Below are 20,054 nucleotides of genomic sequence, written 5' to 3'. Positions count from 1 at the left end.
TTTCTACTCCAATGGGCTCCCAGCATTTCCACCATTATCATCCACTCATTTATTGCTGCGCTCTCAGCGTATTTCTTGCATTACCTGTTCAATGCCAAAGCGAATATCCGGCTCTTTTACACTGGATACATTGAGCTTTAGAATCTTCTCTTTATTAAAAGAGGGCAGATACCCGCTGTCCGCCATTTCGATGCGAATGAACTTTTTTTGCAGACGTTTGATCATCTGTTCTGTCTTTACGCTGTCACTAAGCTTCAGATACGTATGCACGCCAAGCTGGCCGGTTGGATGGTAGGAATAATGCTGTGCTGTCGCTGTATCTAACTCTCTCATAATCGATTCATGGAGCAGCGTGGATCTTTTTTCGTAGCAGGAACGCATCTTTTTTCGGTGGCGCTCGAACATTCCGCTTTTCAGATACAACTCCAGGGCAGCCTGAGACAGCATAGAGCTATCTATATCCATCAGTCTTTTGAATCGGTTAAAAGAGTCACACAGGACCTCTGGCAGTACAGCGACACCGACACGCAGACCCGGAAATATAATTTTGGAAAAGCTTTTCAAATAGATCACATGGGAAGCATCGTCATAAGCGTAGATCGGATCCTCTTTTGCATCCTGCTCCAAGTCCGCCATGTAGTCATCCTCAACGATGTATACATCGTATTTAGCTGCTAGCTGAGCAATCGCCTTCTTCTGGGGACGGGTATAGGAGACGCCAAGCGGATTATGAAATCGCGGGACGGTATAAAAGAACTTGAACTGGCCTGTCTTAAATAACCGTTCTAATTCATTCAAGTCCACCCCAGCATCCGAACGCTTTATTCCCTCTGTCTCAATGCCATACGTCTTCAGATATTCCATAAAAAGCGGATAACCCGGCTGCTCAATCAGCACTCGCTGCCTGCCATTCGGAAAAGGAATTCGGGTCAATACGCCAAGCGCCTGCTGCACACCTGAGGTAATAAAAATCTGATCCGGATTGGCAAATACCTGATAAGAAGCCAGATGCCGCTGCATTTCACGAATAAGAGAAGGAAGCCCCTGCGGCGTTCCATAGATGAACAAGTCATTGCGGTACATATCAATCGCTTTATTAATACAATGTTGGAAATCCAGATACGGAAAAATATCCGGGTCGGGTGCAGACACCGTAAAATCGATCCAATGTGCACCTTCGTCTTTTCGCTGTCCGCTTCGTTTCATGACATAATAACCACTTTTTGAGGCGGCATAGATTAAATGTTTGTCCTGAAGATCCTGCAACGCGCGAATAACCGTACTTTTACTACATCCATAACGTAAGGACAACTCCCGGATAGACGGTAATTTATCTCCCTCACGATACGCATCCTCGGCAATTTGCGCTTCCAGCTCGTTGATTAACTCCGAATACTTATACATCCCTTCCACCTTCCTCCAAGCTTATTCTGTACCGGTACAGATGAATAATAATTACATTGTAGCACAGCTACTCTAGCCTTAGAATAAAGAGCAGAACAGGACCGGTACCTAAATGCGCGCAACACTTTGGAGGTCTTTACTAATGAATACATCTTCTACTCAAAAAGCGATAGCAGCAGCTGTCATGAATGCTATTATCGTCGGGTTTTCCTTTATATTTGTAAAAATGGCCCTAACCGTCTCGGATCCTTTTGATACGCTAGCTCATCGCTTCACGTTATCTTTCCTTGCCGCTTCTTTATTTACTTTTCCAGGGTGGGGGCGGGTGAAGTTTGGAATATCCAAGGCCGCAGTGATAATCCCACTGGCTTTAATGTATCCAGCGTTATATTTCACCCTTCAGGCGTATGGACTTTTGTATACAACTTCCGCTGTAGCGGGTATTATTCAGGCGACAATGCCCATCTTCACCATCCTTTTGGCGGCGATGTTCTTGAAGGAAACCACGAGCAGCTTCCAAAAGATCTCTACATTAATCTCAGTTGCAGGCATTATTCTTATCTTTGCCATTCCAGGTTTGAGTATCTCTTCTTCTAGTCTTTGGGGCGTCCTGCTCATCCTAATCTCAGCTTTATCCCTTGCCGGTTATAATGTTGCGGCTCGAAAGCTGACACGTACCTGGAGTCCCAAAGAACTTACCTATATGATTACTTTGTTCGGATTTATATTTTTTAATGGACTGTCGATCATTAAGCATGGTTCGGCAGGAACCTTGGATCAGTATTTCACACCTTTTCAAGAGCCCAAATTTATATTCTCCATGCTCTATCTCGGCGTACTCTCCTCCCTCGTGACCTCCTTCCTCTCCAACTATGCTTTATCACGGATGGAAGCTTCACGCGTGAGCATTTTCGGCAGTCTTTCAACAGTTGTCTCTATTCTCGGTGGTGTACTTCTGCTGAATGAGCAACTGGAATGGTACCATTGGACCGGTACAGTGATGATCATCGCCGGGGTGATCGGTGTGAACTGGCGGAAGCAAGTAAGGGCCAAAGGCAAAGCGTGAAGATTGATATGCATACAAAAAAGACACCCCGCGAGGTGTCTTTTATCTTTACCCTTTTCAGTATCTCTATTCTGTAGCAAGCCTCGCTAATCGCCGTTATTTGGCTGTTTCAAGCTCCTTGATCTTCTCTTTATATTGATCCAACAGATTAGCTAAAGCTTCCTTGATCACAGTCGCATCTTTGGATTTAGCGGCACTATTCAGATCATCTTGGGCTTTGAAAAAAGCTTTATCCGCGTCGCTAAGATCTGGAATGGAAATAGCAATTGAAGTCGCGTCTACAGCTTTCATTGAAGTAGTGATATTGCTATCTACCTGCATATCATCGACTACAGGTACTACTTCAAGGTTACGACCAGCTTCAATATATCCTGCAGGTAGAGCTTCGGTGGATAGTATTTCTTTAGATAATTGAACTCCCTCCACCAGTTCCGCAGGCACAAGCTCGGCAAGTGCGGTTACACTAAATCCAGCAACCTTATAATACTGATCCAAGGTGTTCTTCCAATCTTCTTGGGTATTAGGTGCGTAGGTCTTAGCCAACTCTAGGGGATCTACCCAATCAATAGTGGTTACTTTAGTGGCAATTGTTCCTTTAGAGGCAGCAGTAACCACGGCTGCAGCCGTTGTTTTCGTGTTTCCGTCTTGCGCTCCACTTGCTGCGTTCGTTGCAGACGGTGCAGCAACGGCGGACACTAGCAGGGCGGACAGCGCTAACTTTTTAAATAACATCTGTTGATTCATAAATACAACACTCCTCGTCGATTCGAATGATCTTACAAGACCAAGCTTACATAATGGGTGTGGCAGAACATTGGTTAATTTGTGGAAAAACGATGGCAGCCGACCCTACCCACCTCTGGATTGATATACTTGTAGGAGAATAATCTGGAGGTAACCCGAAATGAATAATCCATATCTCATTGCCGTAGTCGACGATGATGAACATATACGCAATCTTGTTGAAGCTTATTTACAAAAAGAAAACTACCACACCATCGGCCTTGGCAGCGCTGAGGAAGCATGGACCTTGTGGCAGACTAGCCCCCCGGATATGTGGGTACTCGACGTTATGCTCCCCGGCATGGATGGTTATGAGTTCTGTAAAAGGATTCGTAACGAAGCCGAAGTACCGATCATTATGATCTCCGCAAGAGATAATGAAGTGGATAAAATATTAGGATTGGAGCTTGGCAGTGACGATTATCTAGTCAAGCCGTTCAGCCCTCGTGAATTAGTCGCCCGGATCAAACGGCAGCTTCAACGCTGGTACAAAATGAGTAATCAGGCCGAAAAATTGAATAGTCAGACCACTTCCACCCGTCTTGAAATCGACCAGCTTCTACTATTGCCGGAAGAAAGACGTGTATTCTGGTGTGGTGAAGAGGTAGACTTGACCAGCAAGGAATTCACCATGCTAAAAGTATTCGCTGATGCCCCTAACCGGGCATTTACAAGAGATGAGCTGCTGAGCTATGTGTGGGGAGACGACTATTTTGGAAGTGATCGCGCCGTGGATCATCTCATTAAACGGATGCGCAAAAAACTGGAGCATTTGCCCATTGAGGCTGTATGGGGACACGGATACCGCATGAGAACAGATGGGGGTGAGCATACGAATGAAACTAGCACATCAGATTAATTTAGCCTTTAGTATTGCATTGGTATTGCTACTATCTATTACTGCAGTCGTGATCCATTTTGTACTACTCAACCATTTTGTCGGAACACAAAAAGAGGATTTAAGAACCATTGGTGCGGCGATGTCAGTTACATTGACTGAAGAAAGTAAATACATCGGGGAGATTGGCACTCAGCTGGAAGCTCTGCCGGTGACCTTACCTTCTCTAAGCACTGCAGGCGTCGAAGCCATTCTTAGCGATGAGACAGGAAAAGTCTTGTCCACATCATCAGAGATGAGTTCAATTGCAATAAACTATGATGCCAAGAGTGTCACAGGCCAAGCCACTGAGCTCCAGAACATTTGGAATGGAACAGATACACGGTATATTACTGAGGTGAAGGCTACACCTATAGGCACGCTAACTCTACTAACCCCTATGAGCGCAGTCACTGCTATTGAACAAGCTTTGCTCAAAAGACTGCTGATCGTTTTCAGCGCAGCGGGAGCATTTATGTTCCTATTTGGCCTATTTATCACCAAGAAGCTGATTCAACCTCTAATGAGGCTGCAACAAGAACTCCGCAAAGTCAAAGAACGGCACTTCTCAGATGTTAAATTAATTAAAGCTGGTGGAGAGCTTGGATCTGTCGCTCAATCGGTATATGACATGGCAGATGAATTAAATCGTTTCAACCATGTGCAGAAACAATTTTTCCAGAATGCGTCTCATGAATTAAAAACTCCCTTAATGTCCATTTCCGGCTACGCTGAAGGGATTAAGGATGGTGTTTTTGAAGGTGAGAATGTAGTAAAAGGGCTAGACATTATCATGAGCGAAAGCAGCCGCTTGAAGAAGCTCGTGTCCGAAATGACTTTACTTGCGAAGCTGGACAGCGAGGAAGATATATTCAAGCCTACGGTTATTTGTTTAAAAGATCTACTGACAGAAACCATCGAACGAATGAACCCTCTATTAATGAAAAAAGAATTAACCCTCCATATCTCCCACGATCATCAAGATTCTCTTACGATCCGTGCGGATAGGGATAAGCTGCTACAGGCGCTTCTTAATGTAGTTTCCAATGCAGCACGTTATGCTAATCAACATATCTATATCCATGTTTCAGTCAAGGAGGGCCGGGCTCTGTTATCCGTAAGTGACGATGGCCCTGGAATTTCGGACGATCTGCTTCCTTATCTCTTCCATCGTTTTGTAAAAGGAAAAGACGGAGAATCCGGACTTGGACTGGCTATTTCCCGCGCAATCATCGAGCGTTGTGGAGGTCAGATCAGCGCAGGCAACCGAAGAAATGGCGGTGCGGTAATCTCGATGGGGTTTCCTTTATAAATATCCATAAGAGGCTGTCTCAAAAGTAGTGAATTCTACTTGGGGGCAGCTTCTTTTTTATGGAATAGAAAAGTAATGGATTTCACTGTGCTATATGACTATATACCACGCGTAGTGTTCTCTGATATTGCGTTGGGTGGTTGGACGGTGGGCGGTTGGGCGGTGAGCGGTGGGTGTAGGCAGTGGGCGGTGGGCGACTTGCTAGGTGAGTTTTTCATACGGCTTGCGGTAGGGTTTAAACTAATTAGGGAAGAACTCCCTGAAAATAGCCGATATTCACTCTAAATGCACGAAATCAGGGAATTCCTCCCTAATAATTAGGGGGATTTCTTAATTAGTTACTAAATCGGCCGAAAACCAGGTAAGTTTTCCCTAATTATAAGTCTGATGAACAGAAATCTCTGAATTTCAGGGAGAAATTCCCTAATTACTCTATAAATACTTCACTTATTGCATCACTTGCAGCATCACTTGGTGCGACACATGAATCATCAATTGCTCATCACTTGGTGCGCCGCTTAATTCAATCGCTCAACAAGTACATAAGAGCTGGAATAGGCCTCATCAGATGCTGTATTATTCATCATCACCCTCTATATTCATCTTGGTAAATGATGCCGTTTCTACTTCATGGTAAATATAGCTACTATTTTGGGTAATATATAGTCGAAGTAACAATTACACCTTACCTCTGATAAGAGTTAGATACTACATTTTTTCACAAAAAGGAGATACCAACATGAGCAGACTTACAGGAAAAGTAGCTATTATTACTGGTGGAGCAGGCGGTATTGGTAAAGGGATGGCCTTGGCTTTTGTAAAAGAAGGCGCTAAGGTAGCTATTATTGACCTCAATGAAGAAACCGGCAAAGAAACAATTAAAGAATTACAAGAATATCAACCTGAATCTATCTTTATTCAAGCGAACCTCAAGGAACACGATAAAATAGCTCACCTTGTTAAACAAGTAGCTGATAAATTCGGAAAAATAGATATTTTAGTAAACAATGCCCACGCATCCAGAATGAAATCTATCGAAGAAACTACACAGGCTGATTTCGATTTATCTTTTGATACAGGCTTCTATCCAACCTTCTATTTCATGCAAGCAGCACTACCGTATTTAAAAGAAGCACAAGGTAAAATTATTAATTTTGCATCGGGCGCTGGCCTCAACGGGGATACCAATCAAGGAACATATGCTGCCGCAAAAGAAGCCATCCGTGGAATTACCCGGGTAGCCGCTAATGAATTTGGTCCATTTGGAATCAACGTAAACATCATTGCTCCAATTGCTAATTCCCCTGGCATGATTGAATGGGCAGAAGCAAACCCTGAGTATTACCAAAACATGATTTCCAAAATCCCTTTGAGAAGATTGGGTGAACTGGAAAGTGATATCGGGCGTGTTGCGGTATTCCTAGCGAGTGAAGATTCCGATTATATTACGGGCCAGACTATCATGGTAGATGGCGGGTCTATTAAGCTTCGTTAATTTCAAGCAGATACTCGACTTAAAATGAATAAATTTGATGCTAAATAAATAAGCCGGAAGTGAACATCGTAAAATGTTCGCTTCCAGCTTTACTACTTTCTATTTAATCGTGATTTCGTCCACATATACGGTAGCACTACCTACTGGATCAGTTGCTGTGGTCATGACTTGAACGCCAATCGCTTGGGTCAAATTACGATCCGCTACCTTGCTGATATCCAGTGTTATTGTAGTAAATCCATTGGCATCTACTGGTGTAGCCGTAGAAGCAGTCCATGTTCCCCAGCTTGAGCCACTTTGGGTGAACAGCTGAGCCATTACACCGCTAACATCGCTTGCATCAATAGGTACAACCTTGATTTTAAGCGTAATTGTTGATGCATTCGCTAAGTTGGTAACCACCATACGACGCAGCTGGAATTGCCCTCCATTCAATGTTAAGTCCGCTTGCATCGAATGAGTTCCCTCAGCATACACAGCATTGCTCACCGATAGATTCTGAGCCAGCGCTGTATTATATTTATTATTTTCATCCACATTGATGCTGAAGCCTTGCAGTGTATTGTCCTCGAAGCCATAGACGACAGCTTCAGGTGCGGTACCATTCTTCAGGGTCCGAACATCATCCAGATACAGCGTAGAAGTTCCCGTACCACTGAATCCCTCGAGCTTGATACCTATGGCCTTTACACTATTAAGATCTGCAATACCTGCCAAGTTGAGCGAAATCGTAGTAAATCCGCTCGAATCTACTTTCACAGCTCCACTGTCAGCCCAAGACCAGGTTGATCCCGTCTTAATATACAAACGTGCATCCGCTGTTCCGTTCGACAGTTTAATTTGTGCGCTTAATTTATCAACCGCGCTCAGATCCAGACTGCCATTTTTGCTGAGCTCAAAAGCTCCATCTGAATCAAGTGAGAACAAGGTGCTTAACGAATGAGTTCCCTCAGCAGCCTCATCAGTCGAGATTACCGCCGCGCTTGCACTCGCATTATTTTGCTCTACTGTCCAGTCCTGAGTATCTTTTTCGAAACCATACAACAGCTTCGCCTGTTCTGGCGTGCTGCCAGGGCCTTCGCCCCCATTAGGAACGCCACCCGTTCCATCATTAAACGCTGCAATATCGTCGAAGTACAGCGTACCAGACGTACTTGCTACTATGTCCTTTTTATTTACGTAGATAGACACTGCCCGAATGTCCTTAAGGTTCTCTTTAGTGATTACTTTACCGGCATTTCCTGTATCCCATGGCGCTGGAGCGAACTGGCTGAATGGAATTTCCACCAAGCCAGGTGTCGTACCTGCCAGTGAAGGATAAGCTTCAAAAGAAATGCCGCTTGCATTGACCTGAATAACAAGCTTGTGGTCGCTGCCATCAGGTGCAATCCAGAGCTTCAATTTGTTGGCGTCCGACCAGTCGGCATTATTCATGTTTTTGGTACGACCTGTATAACCTTGGCCATCCACATTATAATCGAATCTCAGGCCATACTTGCCATCATTTTTATGGTCCGCATCAAGTGAGATCGTATTTAGATCACCCGCAGGACTTAATGCCGCACGAAGTAATTCATCATTCCCTTTGTAATTCTCAAAAGTATCTACAATGAATGGGTCCCCATTCCCCTCTACGTCACTTACAAAGATTTGGATCGTTTGTGAAAGTACAGAACCATCCTTTGCATAGGACTTAACAGTAAGCATCACGCCAGTTTCGTCGAAGGCTACACCTGGTGTCCAATCTGCCAAGTAATAGAAACCTTCTGCGTCAGCTGCCATGCTGTACTCTGTTGTGTCATCCCCAATCAGGTAGGTTACTTTATCCACGTCCTGATTCAACACACGAACACGAAGGGTCGATGCTTTTGTCGTGGGCACTGTTTGGTTTGCCGTTGGTGAGGCAATGTGTAAAAAAGGTTGCTCGGTTTCTGTAGTTACCTGTTTCGAATACGCATCCGCAATAGCCACTTCATGGCTGAAGCTTGTATACGGATCATTATAATAGTCTACAAAATCAGGGAGCAGTTCATGATCCCCTAGCCCGTTTGGAGCATTTCTATAAGGGACAAAGATAGAATCTGTATTGAAATTCGCCCAAGTCTGCATGTACGCCATCCGTTTAGCATCCGGATCAGACTGCAGTGCAGCGATTAGCTTGGTAAAGAATTTCAGGTCCTTCGTTCCAGTTGGCTTCACACCCGAATAACCGAACTCAGTAAATGCTGCGATTTTCCCCTTATCATCCGCCAGCTTCGAGATCAGCTTAGCATCCTTCACGACTGAATCAAACCAACCCTCAGTGGTTCCGTCATAATAATTATCGAAGCCAAGGATATCGACATAGTCATCTCCCGGATACGTCTCAAGGAATGTCGCATCTGTGCCGTTAAATGGACTTCCCGGTGAGAACGCATATAAGAAGTTATGCACATCTTTTTTGTCCCTTAAGTATTCAACGGTATAACGATAAATTTCAGCATACTGCTCCTTCGTACGGTAAGGCGCACCCCACCAGAACCAGCCACCATTTTGCTCGTGGAATGGACGGAAAATGACTGGAATAGCTTTACCATCATCATCTTTTAAGTTATTTGCAAAGTCCGCAATCATATCCAGGAATGCATTAAATTCCGCATGTTTGTCACCGCCGGGTAATATATGCGTAAGCACATTCCCTTTGGTGTCATAAAAGTCCTTTCCTGTGACGAAGTTCGGCATATGCGAGCTTAATGTAAGCACGCCGCCTTTTTCATAAGCAGATTTCATCACGCCGATTAATTTATCACGATTCTCCAGCTGGGTTGCGCCTAGATCGCCTGGTTTCTCAAAACCTTCAAGACTAAGCGTATCCCAGCCGAACAGCCCCGGAAGGTCGCCTACTGCATTCTCGACCTCAGACTGCGTTCCGTCCTTTTCAGTAATAGAAAGTCCTTCTGTAGTAGCATGCTGATGTCCAAACAAGATCTCACTGCCGCGGATATCCTGTAAATAGGCGAATAGCGATCTAGTCTCACTACTTGCACCAACATCCGCTAAATTCTCGATACGTCCCACAGGACCCGTCGGGTCTGTCGGTGTCGGTGTTGCTGTTGCTGTCGGTGTCGCTGTTGGTGTCGGTGTTTCCGTTGGTATTGGTGTCGCTGTAGGTGCCGCGGTTGGATTAGTCGGACCTACCGGCGTTGTTGATGAGCCTGATGCCGAGGTAGGCGCTGGGGTAGTCGTTGCTACAGGACCTTGATTGCCTTTGATAATGACAATTGTGCCAGGAGCAATGGGTTTACCGTTCAACGTTACTCCTGTTGCTTTAACGTCCGCTTTTGCAATGTCGCCCTGACCGGAAAGGGTGGTTCCAGTCGCTTTGACAGCTACGTTTAGATTAGCAATCGATGCGCCTTCACCTAGGATCAGCCCCACAGTGCTATTTAGAATTCCCGTGGTGATCATCGTCCCAGTTCCAAACTCCAGTCTTGCTAGACTATCTACCGTTAGCTGAGAAATTTGGGTTGTACCACTCGTGAGGACACGAACCTCACCCTCTTTACGATTTATATTTACTTTGCCTAATGAGCTATTCTTAATAAGAATGGAGTTTATCCCGCCACCTGCAATAAATGTGGTGCCCGTAACCTTAATACCCTCAAGGGTCACTTCGCCGTTACCGATCCCAGCAGTTAGATACAGGTTTCCGTTTATCGTTGCATTTTTTAACACAACACCATCCTGATTAACGACTACATTCCCAGAAACTATTCCTCCTTCAAAGCTTCCAGATTGCGAGTAATAACTCTTCACTATTTTATTAATTAACGTTATAACTTCGGCACGGGTGATCCTTCCAAGCGGCTTAAAGGTTCCATCCTCATACCCTGTAATCAAACCTGAGAGCGCATGAACTGCATCCTTAGCATAAGCCTGAATCTGAGCGGAATCACTAAATCCACTCATCGATGAAGCGCTTTCAGTAGCTTGAAGAGTAAATATCCGAGCCAACATCGTCACCGCATCCTGACGCGTTATATAATCAGTAGCTTGTGCTTTATTCTCTGAGTATCCTTCATAATACCCAGCATATCGTGCCAACGAAAGCTGATCTGCATACCAATCGGTCGCTTTTACATCGGAAAAAGATTGATCTGACTTCATATAGAAACCAAATACCTTATTCAAGATCGTAGCAAACTCAGCTCTTGTAATTCCTTCATTGGGATGAAAAGAACCATCCTGATACCCGTTTAATACGCCATTTTCTACCCACTTCGCAATATTTTGTTGTGCCCAGTGACCCTGTGTATCACCGAATCCCACAGTCGATGGCGCTGCTGCTGCAGAAATTACAGAGGGGAAAGGAGACATTATCATTGCACAGGCAAGTATACTCCCCAGCCACTTTTTCGCTTTTTTCATTCCTAATTCTCCTTCGAAAATGAATGGATTTGATAATAAGAATAGCCAACCAGCTGTTATGAACCCAATAACTATCTGTCCTTATAGAAGACAATTACAGACCTACTCGCTAACTATTCACCTCCACATATTCAGCTTCGTTATTAATAACAAACACTAACAAAATATTTTAATTTCGTTAGATATTTCGGTATATGCAAGATTATAGCGGTTACATTGGCATAAAACAATCTAAATATTCCCTTTTGTTATAATTATTTTATTATTTACGTTAGTATTAATGTTAGTTATTCCGAAAATAAATAACAAAATTCAATTTAATATAACAAAAACAGACACCCCGCAGGAGTGCCTCCCAATAATCATATAGATGAGATCCGATTCATTTATCATGTTTTATTGGTGGCACGGAAACACAGTTGTACCTTCCCGCACCTCTTTCGTCAGATCGTCCATAGTGACAAGATTACGTGTAGTTCCGAGAACGATAATGACATAATACGATTGCCCACTTGAATCCTCGAGCACTACCTGATAACCCGACCCTCCAAATAAGGGTTTGCAAATCGTTGCAACTCTCAGCGACGCACTTTCCGTGTACTCTTTGCGCACATAATCCATTCCAAGGCTTCCTGCTGCCTGCTTGTTCTGACGCTCCGAATTTCCGTGAATTACTGCTATTATTACCGCTCCAATAATTATGATAATAAGGACTAGATAACCTAAATGTTTTTTTCTCATCTTTCCTCCTTATTACATAGAGTGATATTGGCACAGCAACGGGGCGATTAGCAATAATCTCGTTTCCGTAGGCACCCTATCCCGTGATTAAGTATGCCGAAGCCGATACCTATAAGCATAATTTTACCCCTACTCTACTTCAACAGCTTAACCTATATAAAAACAAAAGGCACCCCCAAGGGCGCCTTCATTATCACTACATATTAGTTGTGCTAGTTATTTATAAGACTCTGCCAGCGAGTTCGCCACCACTATCGCATTGTACACATCTTCCGGAGTAACCGGGAACGGCATATTGCCCATTGTGTCTCCTTCTGCACAAGCAGCTTCAGCAACTTGGCGCCATTCGGATTCGATAAATTCCGTGCACCCCAGATCGGCGAGGGTTAGCGGAAGATCTACATCCTTGATAAGCTTAATGACAGTTTCCAGCTCCTCATTTGATGCATTTTCCAGTACTAACTGGGCTAAAAGACCAAACGTAACCTTTTCACCATGCTGAGCTTTGTGTAGTGAAGGAACGGCTGTCATCCCATTATGGATAGCATGCGCGGCAGCCAGACCACCAGATTCAGCACCCACACCACTTAGATAAATTGTCGCTTCAATGGTCTCCTCCACCGCGCGTGTATAGAGCTTCTGATCAACCGCACGTTTGGCTTTTACCGCATTCTTAAGTAGAGCTTCATAACAAAGTCTTGATATACCTAGACCCGTTGTAGAAGGTTTCATGAGTACGAGATTGTCGCCATTAGAGGCATAACAAGCACGGGCTTCAAAATAAGTAGCCAGTGCGTCGCCAATTCCAGCTGCGAAAAAACGGGAAGGCGCTGAAGCTAAAATCGCTGTATCCGCCAAGACCACATCCGGATTACTTGGGAGGAATAAGTATTGATCAAATGAACCATCTTTATTATAAATGACAGCCAGCGCTGTACATGGTGCATCAGTAGATGCAATCGTCGGAAAAATAACTACAGGCAGCTTCTCATAATACGCAGTAGCTTTGGCAGTGTCCAGTGTTTTACCTCCACCGATACCGACGATGATATTCGCCCCAGCTTTACGGGCAAGTTCCCGATTACGATTAATCTCTTCCTGAGTACATTCATAATTGAATTTTTCAAAAGTAGCCTTATTCCCCGCACCTTCGATGGAACTCCCCGCCTCTTTCTTAGCACGTTCCAAAATGAACTCATCACAGATCACATAGGCATGATCGCCAAACGCCTTAATATACTCATTCAGATCTGACAGTAAGTTATGGCCGGAGATAAATTTCTTGGGTGAAGTAACGGATCTAACGAAATGTGACATTGTGCAAGACTCCTTGTTGTGTGTTTTAGTAAGCATAAAGACGCAATTCCTACATATTATTACCCCGCTACCCAAGAAATACTCAAGCTGCATTCTCCCAAGGCACTCATCAGAGCATACAAAAAAGACACCCCTCAGGGCGTCCTTTGATTTTTTTATATCTATTATATAACACGATGCTGAACCCATTTCTTGCCCATAAATCGCCGCAGGAAAATCAAACCTCTGATCCCCCACTCACAATTCATCGCCAGCCAAACGCCGAGTATACCAAAGTTCAGAACAATACCTAAGATGTATCCGAGCACTACACGGAACAGCCACATCGTAAGCATCGAAACCATAGAGGTGAATTTGGAATCCCCTGCCGCTCTAAGCGCCGAAGGCGTAATAAAGCTTATAGACCATAACGGAATTTGCGCAATCGTATTGATGAGCACAATCAGGAAGATATCACCCACAATCTCAGCAGGAGGATGGAACATAGACACTAATGGATTGAAAAAAGGCATAATCAGCAACCCCATCACCACCAGGGAAAGAGAAGAGGCGACAAGGAATGATTTAATAAATTTTCGAGCATCCTTAACATTATTGCTTCCCATACATTGTCCCACCACTGTAATAATCGTCAAGGACAACGCATTCCCCGGGATTTGCATAATCCCTGCAAAGGAGGAGGCAATCGCATTAGTCGCAAGTGCATACGTACCCAGACTAACGATGAAAATCTGAGTCAGAATTTTACCACCATTAAAGAACATCTGCTCTGCCGCAAACGGCATCCCGATGAACATTATTTTTTTCAGCATAGACAGCTTAACCGCTACAAGATCGCGAATACGGATATGCAGATCGTTGTCCAATCGGAATAGATAATAAAGTGCGCAGAACGCCCCCAGGTATCTAGCTATATTTATAGAAATGGTCATCCCCAGAACACCCATATGCAACAGGTTAATAAAGACGAGATTCAATAAGACATAAGTTAAATTCATAATTAGCGAAAGTACAAGCGAGGCCCTCGTTCTACCAATTCCACGAAGAGCACCACATACCGCTTCCACAACAGCTATACCAAGATAAGAGATACAGCTCCCGATTAAATATATTCGGGCGTTCTCCATAACCTCCGGTGAGGCCGCTCCAAATAGTAAATTCAACAGCGGATTGTGAAAAAGAATTCCGAACATCCCAATAGCAAATGCCATCAGCGAAACAGATGACGTAGCACCTGCCGTAGCTTTTGACACCATGAGGTCATTGCCGCTCCCTTTATACTGCGCAACAACAACCGTCCCACCTGTTGAGACGGCAATAAACACACTAATGAGAAAAATATTAAGAGAATCTATCATATTGACCGCACTGATAGCTGCCACACCAGACGAGCTTATCATAGCTGTATTCACTAGATTAAGACCCACCACAAAGGCCTGATCCACTAGGATAGGGATGAATAAAGCAATCATCTGACGATAATCTATCGACTCCCCAGAGAAATACTTTTCTAGAAACCGCACACTTTGCTTCGTATTTACACCTACATTAGGCTCCATCTTTGCTTCACTTCTTTTACATAGAGTTTGTCAAATTGAATTATGCGTATAAATAGAAAAAGGCTCTTCAGGTTGAAGAGCGATTCAAAAGTATTGCCTGTTTATATGCACTTAGGTATGCGGTCGAGAGGACTCGAACCTCCACGGGGGTTAGCCCACACGGACCTGAACCGTGCGCGTCTGCCAATTCCGCCACGACCGCACAAGATATAAAAAAATACAGTGCAGAATATAAGTTAACATGATTTCACAGAAAGAGCAACAACAAATTTAACAAGTAAAAGCGCCTTCGGTGTCCTTGTAAGGGCAGTAAGCGTTTAAGGGAAGACTATAAGAGTATTGGTGTCACTTATACTTTCTTATATTTAAAAAAAGTGTATCGATGCCCTCAAGAGGATCATCGATACACTTTTAGTTAGAACAATAGAATTATGATGCTTGTCCAAGCATGCGATAGATGATAACCGCTGCTTGAGCGCGATTAGCTATACCCTTAGGTGCAAATTTCCCACCATCAACACCGTTGACGATTCCCAATTGAGTTAGCTGTGCGATAGCCTCTTGTGCATAAGGAGCAATACTGGATTTGTCTGCAAACTTACCCAATGCTGCATTTTTATCAATCGGCTGTAGTTTGTCTTTCAGTGCGTTAGCAACCATAATGGCCATCTCTTCACGAGTCACTTCACGACCCGGTTCAAATTTGCCATTTCCAGAGCCTTGTACAAGTCCAGCCTTCACCGCAAGGGCGATAGAATCCGTGTACCAAACTCCTTGTTTAACATCATTGAACGAACTGGTTGTTGCTGAACCCGTAAGATTCAGTGCGCGTACCAGCATCGTAACGAACTCTGCTCTAGTCACTGTTTTGGTTGGCGCAAAAGTATTTGCATCCAGACCTTTCAGAATGCCCTTAGCAGCCAATGCTTCAATAGCTTCTTGCGCCCAAGCTACCTTGCCCAGATCCTTGAAGTTTGCTGCTGGCGCAGTAGTTGGTGCAGGTGTTGCCGTTGGTGCTGTTGATGGTGCTGGTGTTGCTGTTGGTTTCGCGGTTGGAGTAGGCGTTGGAGTTACACCGGTAGAACCGCCTCCACTGCCACTGCCTGATCCCGAATCAGCCTTTAATTTATTAATAATACGACCTTCAATGGCTGCTTTAATCTCTTTGCCATTAAACGTTTTTACAATGTAGTCGTAGAACACGTCCAAATCAATAGGTCCAGCCAATGAATCACTAGCTTGAGTCAGAACCTTGTAGTTATCTCCACCCGCAGCCATAAAGTTATTTACTACTGCTGTATATTTCTGCGTAGGATTAATTGGTGTTCCATCAGTTAGTGTGAGGCTCGCAATACGATCGGCTACTGGCAGATACATATTCGCTGTATATTTCAGTCCGGAAATTTGCAGCGTTTTGATATCTGGTGTTCCATCAGCTTTTACATTCCATTGCTGTTGCAGCAATGTTTTGATTTGCGCTCCGGTTAGTGTCAGCTTCACAAGCGTGTTGCCGAATGGCTGAATTTTAGCCAGATCGCCGAAGGTTACAGGACCTTTCGGAAGGTCCGCACGGATACCGCCTGGATTCATAAAGGCGAAATCGGCAGCTTTTGCACCATCGCCGAAGTCAGCATTACGCATAGAGTCAGCAATCAGATTACCAAGTGCAGCCTCATTATTGTAAGCATCGGTACGAGTGATAGTTCCGTCCGTTGTACCCACTGGTTGAGTGAGCTCAGGATGCTTCTCAAGGTAAGCATTAACCAGTGCCACACTTTCCGGATCTGGTGTTACCCCATCATGGAAGGTGGAAGTTACCACAGCAGACTTGTCCTTCACATCACCTGTTTTAGGATCAATGATCAACTTGATATCCTCAAATGCTGTACCGTAAGAATAAGCTTGTACAATCAGCTTGCCGTTTACTGTTCCATTTGCAAGTGCATGGTTATCACCAGCAACGATAACATCAACAGGGGATTCCGCAGGAAGCGCATTGGCTAGATCAGCCGCTTCACCTGTAGTCACACCATCTTTGGTTGTTGCAGGATCATGTGCAAGCACGATAATCGTCTCAACACCTTTAGATTGAAGCTCCTTAGCGTATTTCTCAACAGCCGCCACTTCCTCTTCAGGCGTGAGGAAATGCACGCCAGCCGTACCGGAAGGTGCCACCTTACTTGGTGTGGATTTCGTTACAAGACCAATAAAGCCGATCTTCACACCGCCTACTTCTTTGATTACATAAGGATTAATAATTGGCTCGCCAGTTTTGGCATCCACTGCATTCGCATTAACATAATCAAAGTTTGTACCCTTGTGGGTAACGTTGCTATCCTTAGGGTCCACTCCGCCGTTCAATTGTGTCATCAGTGCATCGACACCTTGGTCAAATTCATGGTTTCCTAGGGAGCCCACATCAAATCTCATCAAGTTCATCCACTCAATCGTCGGCTCATCGCGCTCAAGTGAAGATACTGGAGCAGATGCACCTACGGAATCTCCGTTATGGAAGAGTAGAGAATTATCGTATTTAGCCTGTGCTTCTTTCAGATAAGTCGCAAGAATAGCGGCTGTTCCCACGTTCTTATTGTTTACGACAGACACCGTATCCAGTTGACCGTGGAAATCATTAATTCCAAGAAGGTGAACTTCTACGTCCTTAGCTGGTAGAGCCAATTCATAAATACTAAATCCCTTAATATCTTTTTCACCAGTGTCCTTAATGTTGGCCGGCATAACTTTCGCCGCTTCTGGTGACGAAGTAAACGTGAGATTTACGTCATCCGAAAGTGGAGCCAAAGACCAGTTGCCATCCGCAGAAGGATCTATTGTACCTACTTCTTTGATGTAGTCCATAAGGATCTGGCGATTCTCATCTTGGGAATCGACTAGAATCTCCGAACCCTTCACACCTGGGAAATTCCCTCCGCCACTTGCACGGTAGTTGTTAGTTACAACAATAAAGTCTTGGTTAGGATCCAACGTTTTTCCTTTATACGTAATTTGCTTCACACGACTCGATGAAGCATCGTTAATCACACCGGTAGGACTATATTTTGCAGGTTTGGTTACATCAATTGTGTACTTAATGCCATCAATAACATCGAAGTTATAAACAGCAAACTCCCCATTCAGCAAGCTTTGTGGAGCTGTGATGTCTTCTTTGATGGTATTAAACGCACCCGCACTCATTTCAACCCATTCCTTAACAACAGAACCTTTAACTTTAATAGCTTTCAGCGTGTTGTCATACAAATACAAGTCACTTGCACTACGAATAGTCAGTGGACCTTTCTCAATACTCGTGTACTCTGAAGGACCGTTACGCCCAGCCTTGAAAGGAGCACCTACACTGAGAATCGGAAGATTTTTATACTGTGGAAGATTGGTATCAATATACTTCTCCACATACCATTTCTGGGCATTGGTAACAATCTGCACGGTAGGGTCGTCCTGAACCATTGCAAAATAGCTGTTCATCGGAGCGGTAGTAACACCTAGCTCTTGACCTGTATAGTCAATAGTAGCTTGGTGATCTGCTGCAACAGCAGCATCAACAGCAGCATCCGGTATAGCATTGGCTATGGAGCGGGTTGAGGCAATGGATTTATCTTTATCCACTTCCCATTTTCCGCCTACTTCCACCAATTTGAGATCAATCAGGCCCAAGTAACCCCCACCATAACCCGCTTGCACGGCTGGAGTCCCGTTAATGTGGCCGTAAACATTATCAACAACAGATTGAGCGTTATTATACGCCTGCCCTGTTAATGGATCCTTGAAAGAATTGTCAAGGGATTTATTATCAACTGTTGGGAACACCTTGTGAGTGTGTGAGAAAGTAATCGCATCAATGCCGTCAACCTTACTTAAAAGATTGATAGCATTCTCTGCACCAGTACCTGCAACTGCAGTTGCATCGAAGCCGGTATGTGCCATTGCTACGATTACATCGACACCCTCACTCTTCATGATAGGAACATATTTTTCTGCTGTTTCAGCAATGTCCTTAGCAATGACTTTGCCTTCCAGATTAACCTTGTCCCATTCCATAATCTGCGGGGTCACAAGACCAAGCACACCGACTTTAATATCCCGGAGCTGGTTATCGCTGTCCACTATTTTTTTATCAAGAATGACATAAGGTTCAAAAGCATTTACGTCATTATCTGGATTACCATCTTTATCATCAATATATATATTGGCATTTACATAGGGGAAGTCCGCACCACTCAATGGGTTATTAGCACTGCCCTTAATAGTCCGATTTAAGAATTCCAGCCCATAATTGAATTCATGATTACCAAAAGTCGCAACATCATATTCCATAATATTCATAGCCGCAATCATAGGGTGTAGCTTAGTCTCTGATTCTACTAAATTACTTTCATTCGCGATGTAAGTACCCAATGGCGTACCTTGAATCAAGTCCCCATTGTCGAGCAGAAGATTATTATCAGGATATTCGCTCCTAGCATAAGTAACCAACGTAGCTGTCCGATCGAGTCCTACAGTTGTAGAAGCCGCATTCTTAAAATAGTCCCAGCCGTAGACATTGGTGTGCACGTCCGTCGTGCTCATCAGCCGGAGTTTGGCTGTGGCTGCGGATGCTGCTTCAGCTTTATCTGTACCCCAAGCTGCACCCAAACCAATACCTCCAAACACCTGCAAAGAAAGCACTGCAGTTGCTAATACAGAAGCAATCGGCTTATTCCATCGTGTCTTCCATCCCATAATAATATTAGTCCTCCCTATCATTTTCACATAATTTCTGTGATATTATATCACACAAACATAACCAATTATCATATAATTGTAAAAATAATATAAAACAATGTTAAATATAATAACATAAGAAGAAAGACCTAGACTCATGAATCCGTTTTTATAGGTCAAGAGTCAATAGATGCAAAAAGAACACATCTTCACCAGATGTGTCCTAAAAACAATCCTATATAAAGTCTAGAAAAGTCGAATCTATGTCCGGCACTACTTTTTACCCATTCATAGCAGTAATCCCAAAACAGATTGCAGTTATTAAAGATAAGGGTGTCATCACAAGTTTTTCTTTCATGCTCCTCGACAATAAG

11 protein-coding genes and 1 tRNA gene are annotated in these 20,054 nt (G+C 44.0%); 4 read left to right on the top strand and 8 right to left on the bottom strand.

Going from position 1 to position 20,054, the window contains the following annotated elements; translation table 11 throughout:
* Window positions 1-63 precede the first annotated feature (63 nt).
* Window positions 64-1,404, bottom strand: coding sequence for a PLP-dependent aminotransferase family protein (locus tag NSQ55_RS01220; protein WP_339170778.1), 1,341 nt, complete (start codon window positions 1,402-1,404; stop codon window positions 64-66).
* A 142-nt stretch (window positions 1,405-1,546) separates the two neighbouring features.
* On the opposite strand from NSQ55_RS01220, the gene NSQ55_RS01215 reads away from it, so the two are divergent.
* Window positions 1,547-2,470 (top strand): DMT family transporter, encoded by a 924-nt coding sequence (locus tag NSQ55_RS01215; RefSeq protein ID WP_076206086.1) that lies wholly within the window; start codon window positions 1,547-1,549, stop codon window positions 2,468-2,470.
* Between the two features lie 96 nt (window positions 2,471-2,566).
* Here NSQ55_RS01215 and NSQ55_RS01210 read toward each other — a convergent pair whose 3' ends face one another.
* Window positions 2,567-3,214, bottom strand: a complete 648-nt coding sequence (locus NSQ55_RS01210; RefSeq protein ID WP_339170775.1) for a hypothetical protein — start codon at window positions 3,212-3,214, stop codon at window positions 2,567-2,569.
* Between the two features lie 160 nt (window positions 3,215-3,374).
* On the opposite strand from NSQ55_RS01210, the gene NSQ55_RS01205 reads away from it, so the two are divergent.
* From NSQ55_RS01205 to NSQ55_RS01195, 3 genes are all read left to right on the top strand, one after another.
* Entirely contained in the window at window positions 3,375-4,112 is a 738-nt protein-coding gene (locus tag NSQ55_RS01205) for a response regulator transcription factor (RefSeq protein WP_076126944.1), read from the top strand.
* Window positions 4,090-5,442 (top strand): HAMP domain-containing sensor histidine kinase, encoded by a 1,353-nt coding sequence (locus NSQ55_RS01200; RefSeq protein WP_076192593.1) that lies wholly within the window; start codon window positions 4,090-4,092, stop codon window positions 5,440-5,442. Before NSQ55_RS01205 ends, NSQ55_RS01200 begins: the two co-directional genes overlap by 23 nt.
* Before the next feature lie 739 nt (window positions 5,443-6,181).
* On the top strand, window positions 6,182-6,937 hold the full coding sequence (locus tag NSQ55_RS01195; RefSeq protein WP_076187062.1) for an SDR family oxidoreductase: 756 nt from the start codon (window positions 6,182-6,184) through the stop codon (window positions 6,935-6,937).
* A 99-nt stretch (window positions 6,938-7,036) separates the two neighbouring features.
* Here the strand turns inward: NSQ55_RS01195 and NSQ55_RS01190 are convergent, their stop codons facing one another.
* The 6 genes from NSQ55_RS01190 to NSQ55_RS01165 all read right to left on the bottom strand — a co-directional run bounded on the left by NSQ55_RS01190 (window position 7,037) and on the right by NSQ55_RS01165 (window position 19,698).
* Window positions 7,037-11,344 (bottom strand): glycosyl hydrolase, encoded by a 4,308-nt coding sequence (locus NSQ55_RS01190; RefSeq protein WP_339170772.1) that lies wholly within the window; start codon window positions 11,342-11,344, stop codon window positions 7,037-7,039.
* A gap of 396 nt (window positions 11,345-11,740) precedes the next feature.
* Complete coding sequence (locus NSQ55_RS01185) at window positions 11,741-12,085, bottom strand: hypothetical protein (protein ID WP_076179139.1); 345 nt, start codon at window positions 12,083-12,085, stop codon at window positions 11,741-11,743.
* Window positions 12,086-12,301: 216 nt separating this feature from the next.
* Entirely contained in the window at window positions 12,302-13,402 is a 1,101-nt protein-coding gene (locus NSQ55_RS01180) for a glycerol dehydrogenase (RefSeq protein ID WP_076101108.1), read from the bottom strand.
* Window positions 13,403-13,566: 164 nt separating this feature from the next.
* The gene (locus NSQ55_RS01175) at window positions 13,567-14,961 is read right to left on the bottom strand and encodes an MATE family efflux transporter (protein ID WP_076218289.1); all 1,395 of its coding nucleotides are present in this window, start codon (window positions 14,959-14,961) and stop codon (window positions 13,567-13,569) included.
* A 118-nt stretch (window positions 14,962-15,079) separates the two neighbouring features.
* Window positions 15,080-15,163 (bottom strand) — tRNA-Leu (locus tag NSQ55_RS01170).
* A 227-nt stretch (window positions 15,164-15,390) separates the two neighbouring features.
* Window positions 15,391-19,698 (bottom strand): bifunctional 2',3'-cyclic-nucleotide 2'-phosphodiesterase/3'-nucleotidase, encoded by a 4,308-nt coding sequence (locus NSQ55_RS01165; RefSeq protein ID WP_076187060.1) that lies wholly within the window; start codon window positions 19,696-19,698, stop codon window positions 15,391-15,393.
* Between the last annotated feature and the right edge of the window lie 356 nt (window positions 19,699-20,054).

It is taken from the genome of Paenibacillus sp. FSL H7-0943 (assembly GCF_037963265.1).
Classification (GTDB): Bacteria; Bacillota; Bacilli; order Paenibacillales; family Paenibacillaceae; genus Paenibacillus_AQ; species Paenibacillus_AQ odorifer.
The sequence above is the reverse complement of the archived record's forward strand: the minus strand, read 5'-3'. Positions and strand labels throughout refer to the sequence as shown.

What these genes read in the sequence shown, in the direction of transcription:
- NSQ55_RS01220 (WP_339170778.1), bottom strand. Translation starts at nt 1,404, where the DNA reads ATGTATAAGTATTCGGAGTTAATCAACGAGCTGGAAGCGCAAATTGCC.
- NSQ55_RS01215 (WP_076206086.1), top strand. Translation starts at nt 1,547, where the DNA reads ATGAATACATCTTCTACTCAAAAAGCGATAGCAGCAGCTGTCATGAAT.
- NSQ55_RS01210 (WP_339170775.1), bottom strand. Translation starts at nt 3,214, where the DNA reads ATGAATCAACAGATGTTATTTAAAAAGTTAGCGCTGTCCGCCCTGCTA.
- NSQ55_RS01205 (WP_076126944.1), top strand. Translation starts at nt 3,375, where the DNA reads ATGAATAATCCATATCTCATTGCCGTAGTCGACGATGATGAACATATA.
- NSQ55_RS01200 (WP_076192593.1), top strand. Translation starts at nt 4,090, where the DNA reads ATGAAACTAGCACATCAGATTAATTTAGCCTTTAGTATTGCATTGGTA.
- NSQ55_RS01195 (WP_076187062.1), top strand. Translation starts at nt 6,182, where the DNA reads ATGAGCAGACTTACAGGAAAAGTAGCTATTATTACTGGTGGAGCAGGC.
- NSQ55_RS01190 (WP_339170772.1), bottom strand. Translation starts at nt 11,344, where the DNA reads ATGAAAAAAGCGAAAAAGTGGCTGGGGAGTATACTTGCCTGTGCAATG.
- NSQ55_RS01185 (WP_076179139.1), bottom strand. Translation starts at nt 12,085, where the DNA reads ATGAGAAAAAAACATTTAGGTTATCTAGTCCTTATTATCATAATTATT.
- NSQ55_RS01180 (WP_076101108.1), bottom strand. Translation starts at nt 13,402, where the DNA reads ATGTCACATTTCGTTAGATCCGTTACTTCACCCAAGAAATTTATCTCC.
- NSQ55_RS01175 (WP_076218289.1), bottom strand. Translation starts at nt 14,961, where the DNA reads ATGGAGCCTAATGTAGGTGTAAATACGAAGCAAAGTGTGCGGTTTCTA.
- NSQ55_RS01165 (WP_076187060.1), bottom strand. Translation starts at nt 19,698, where the DNA reads ATGGGATGGAAGACACGATGGAATAAGCCGATTGCTTCTGTATTAGCA.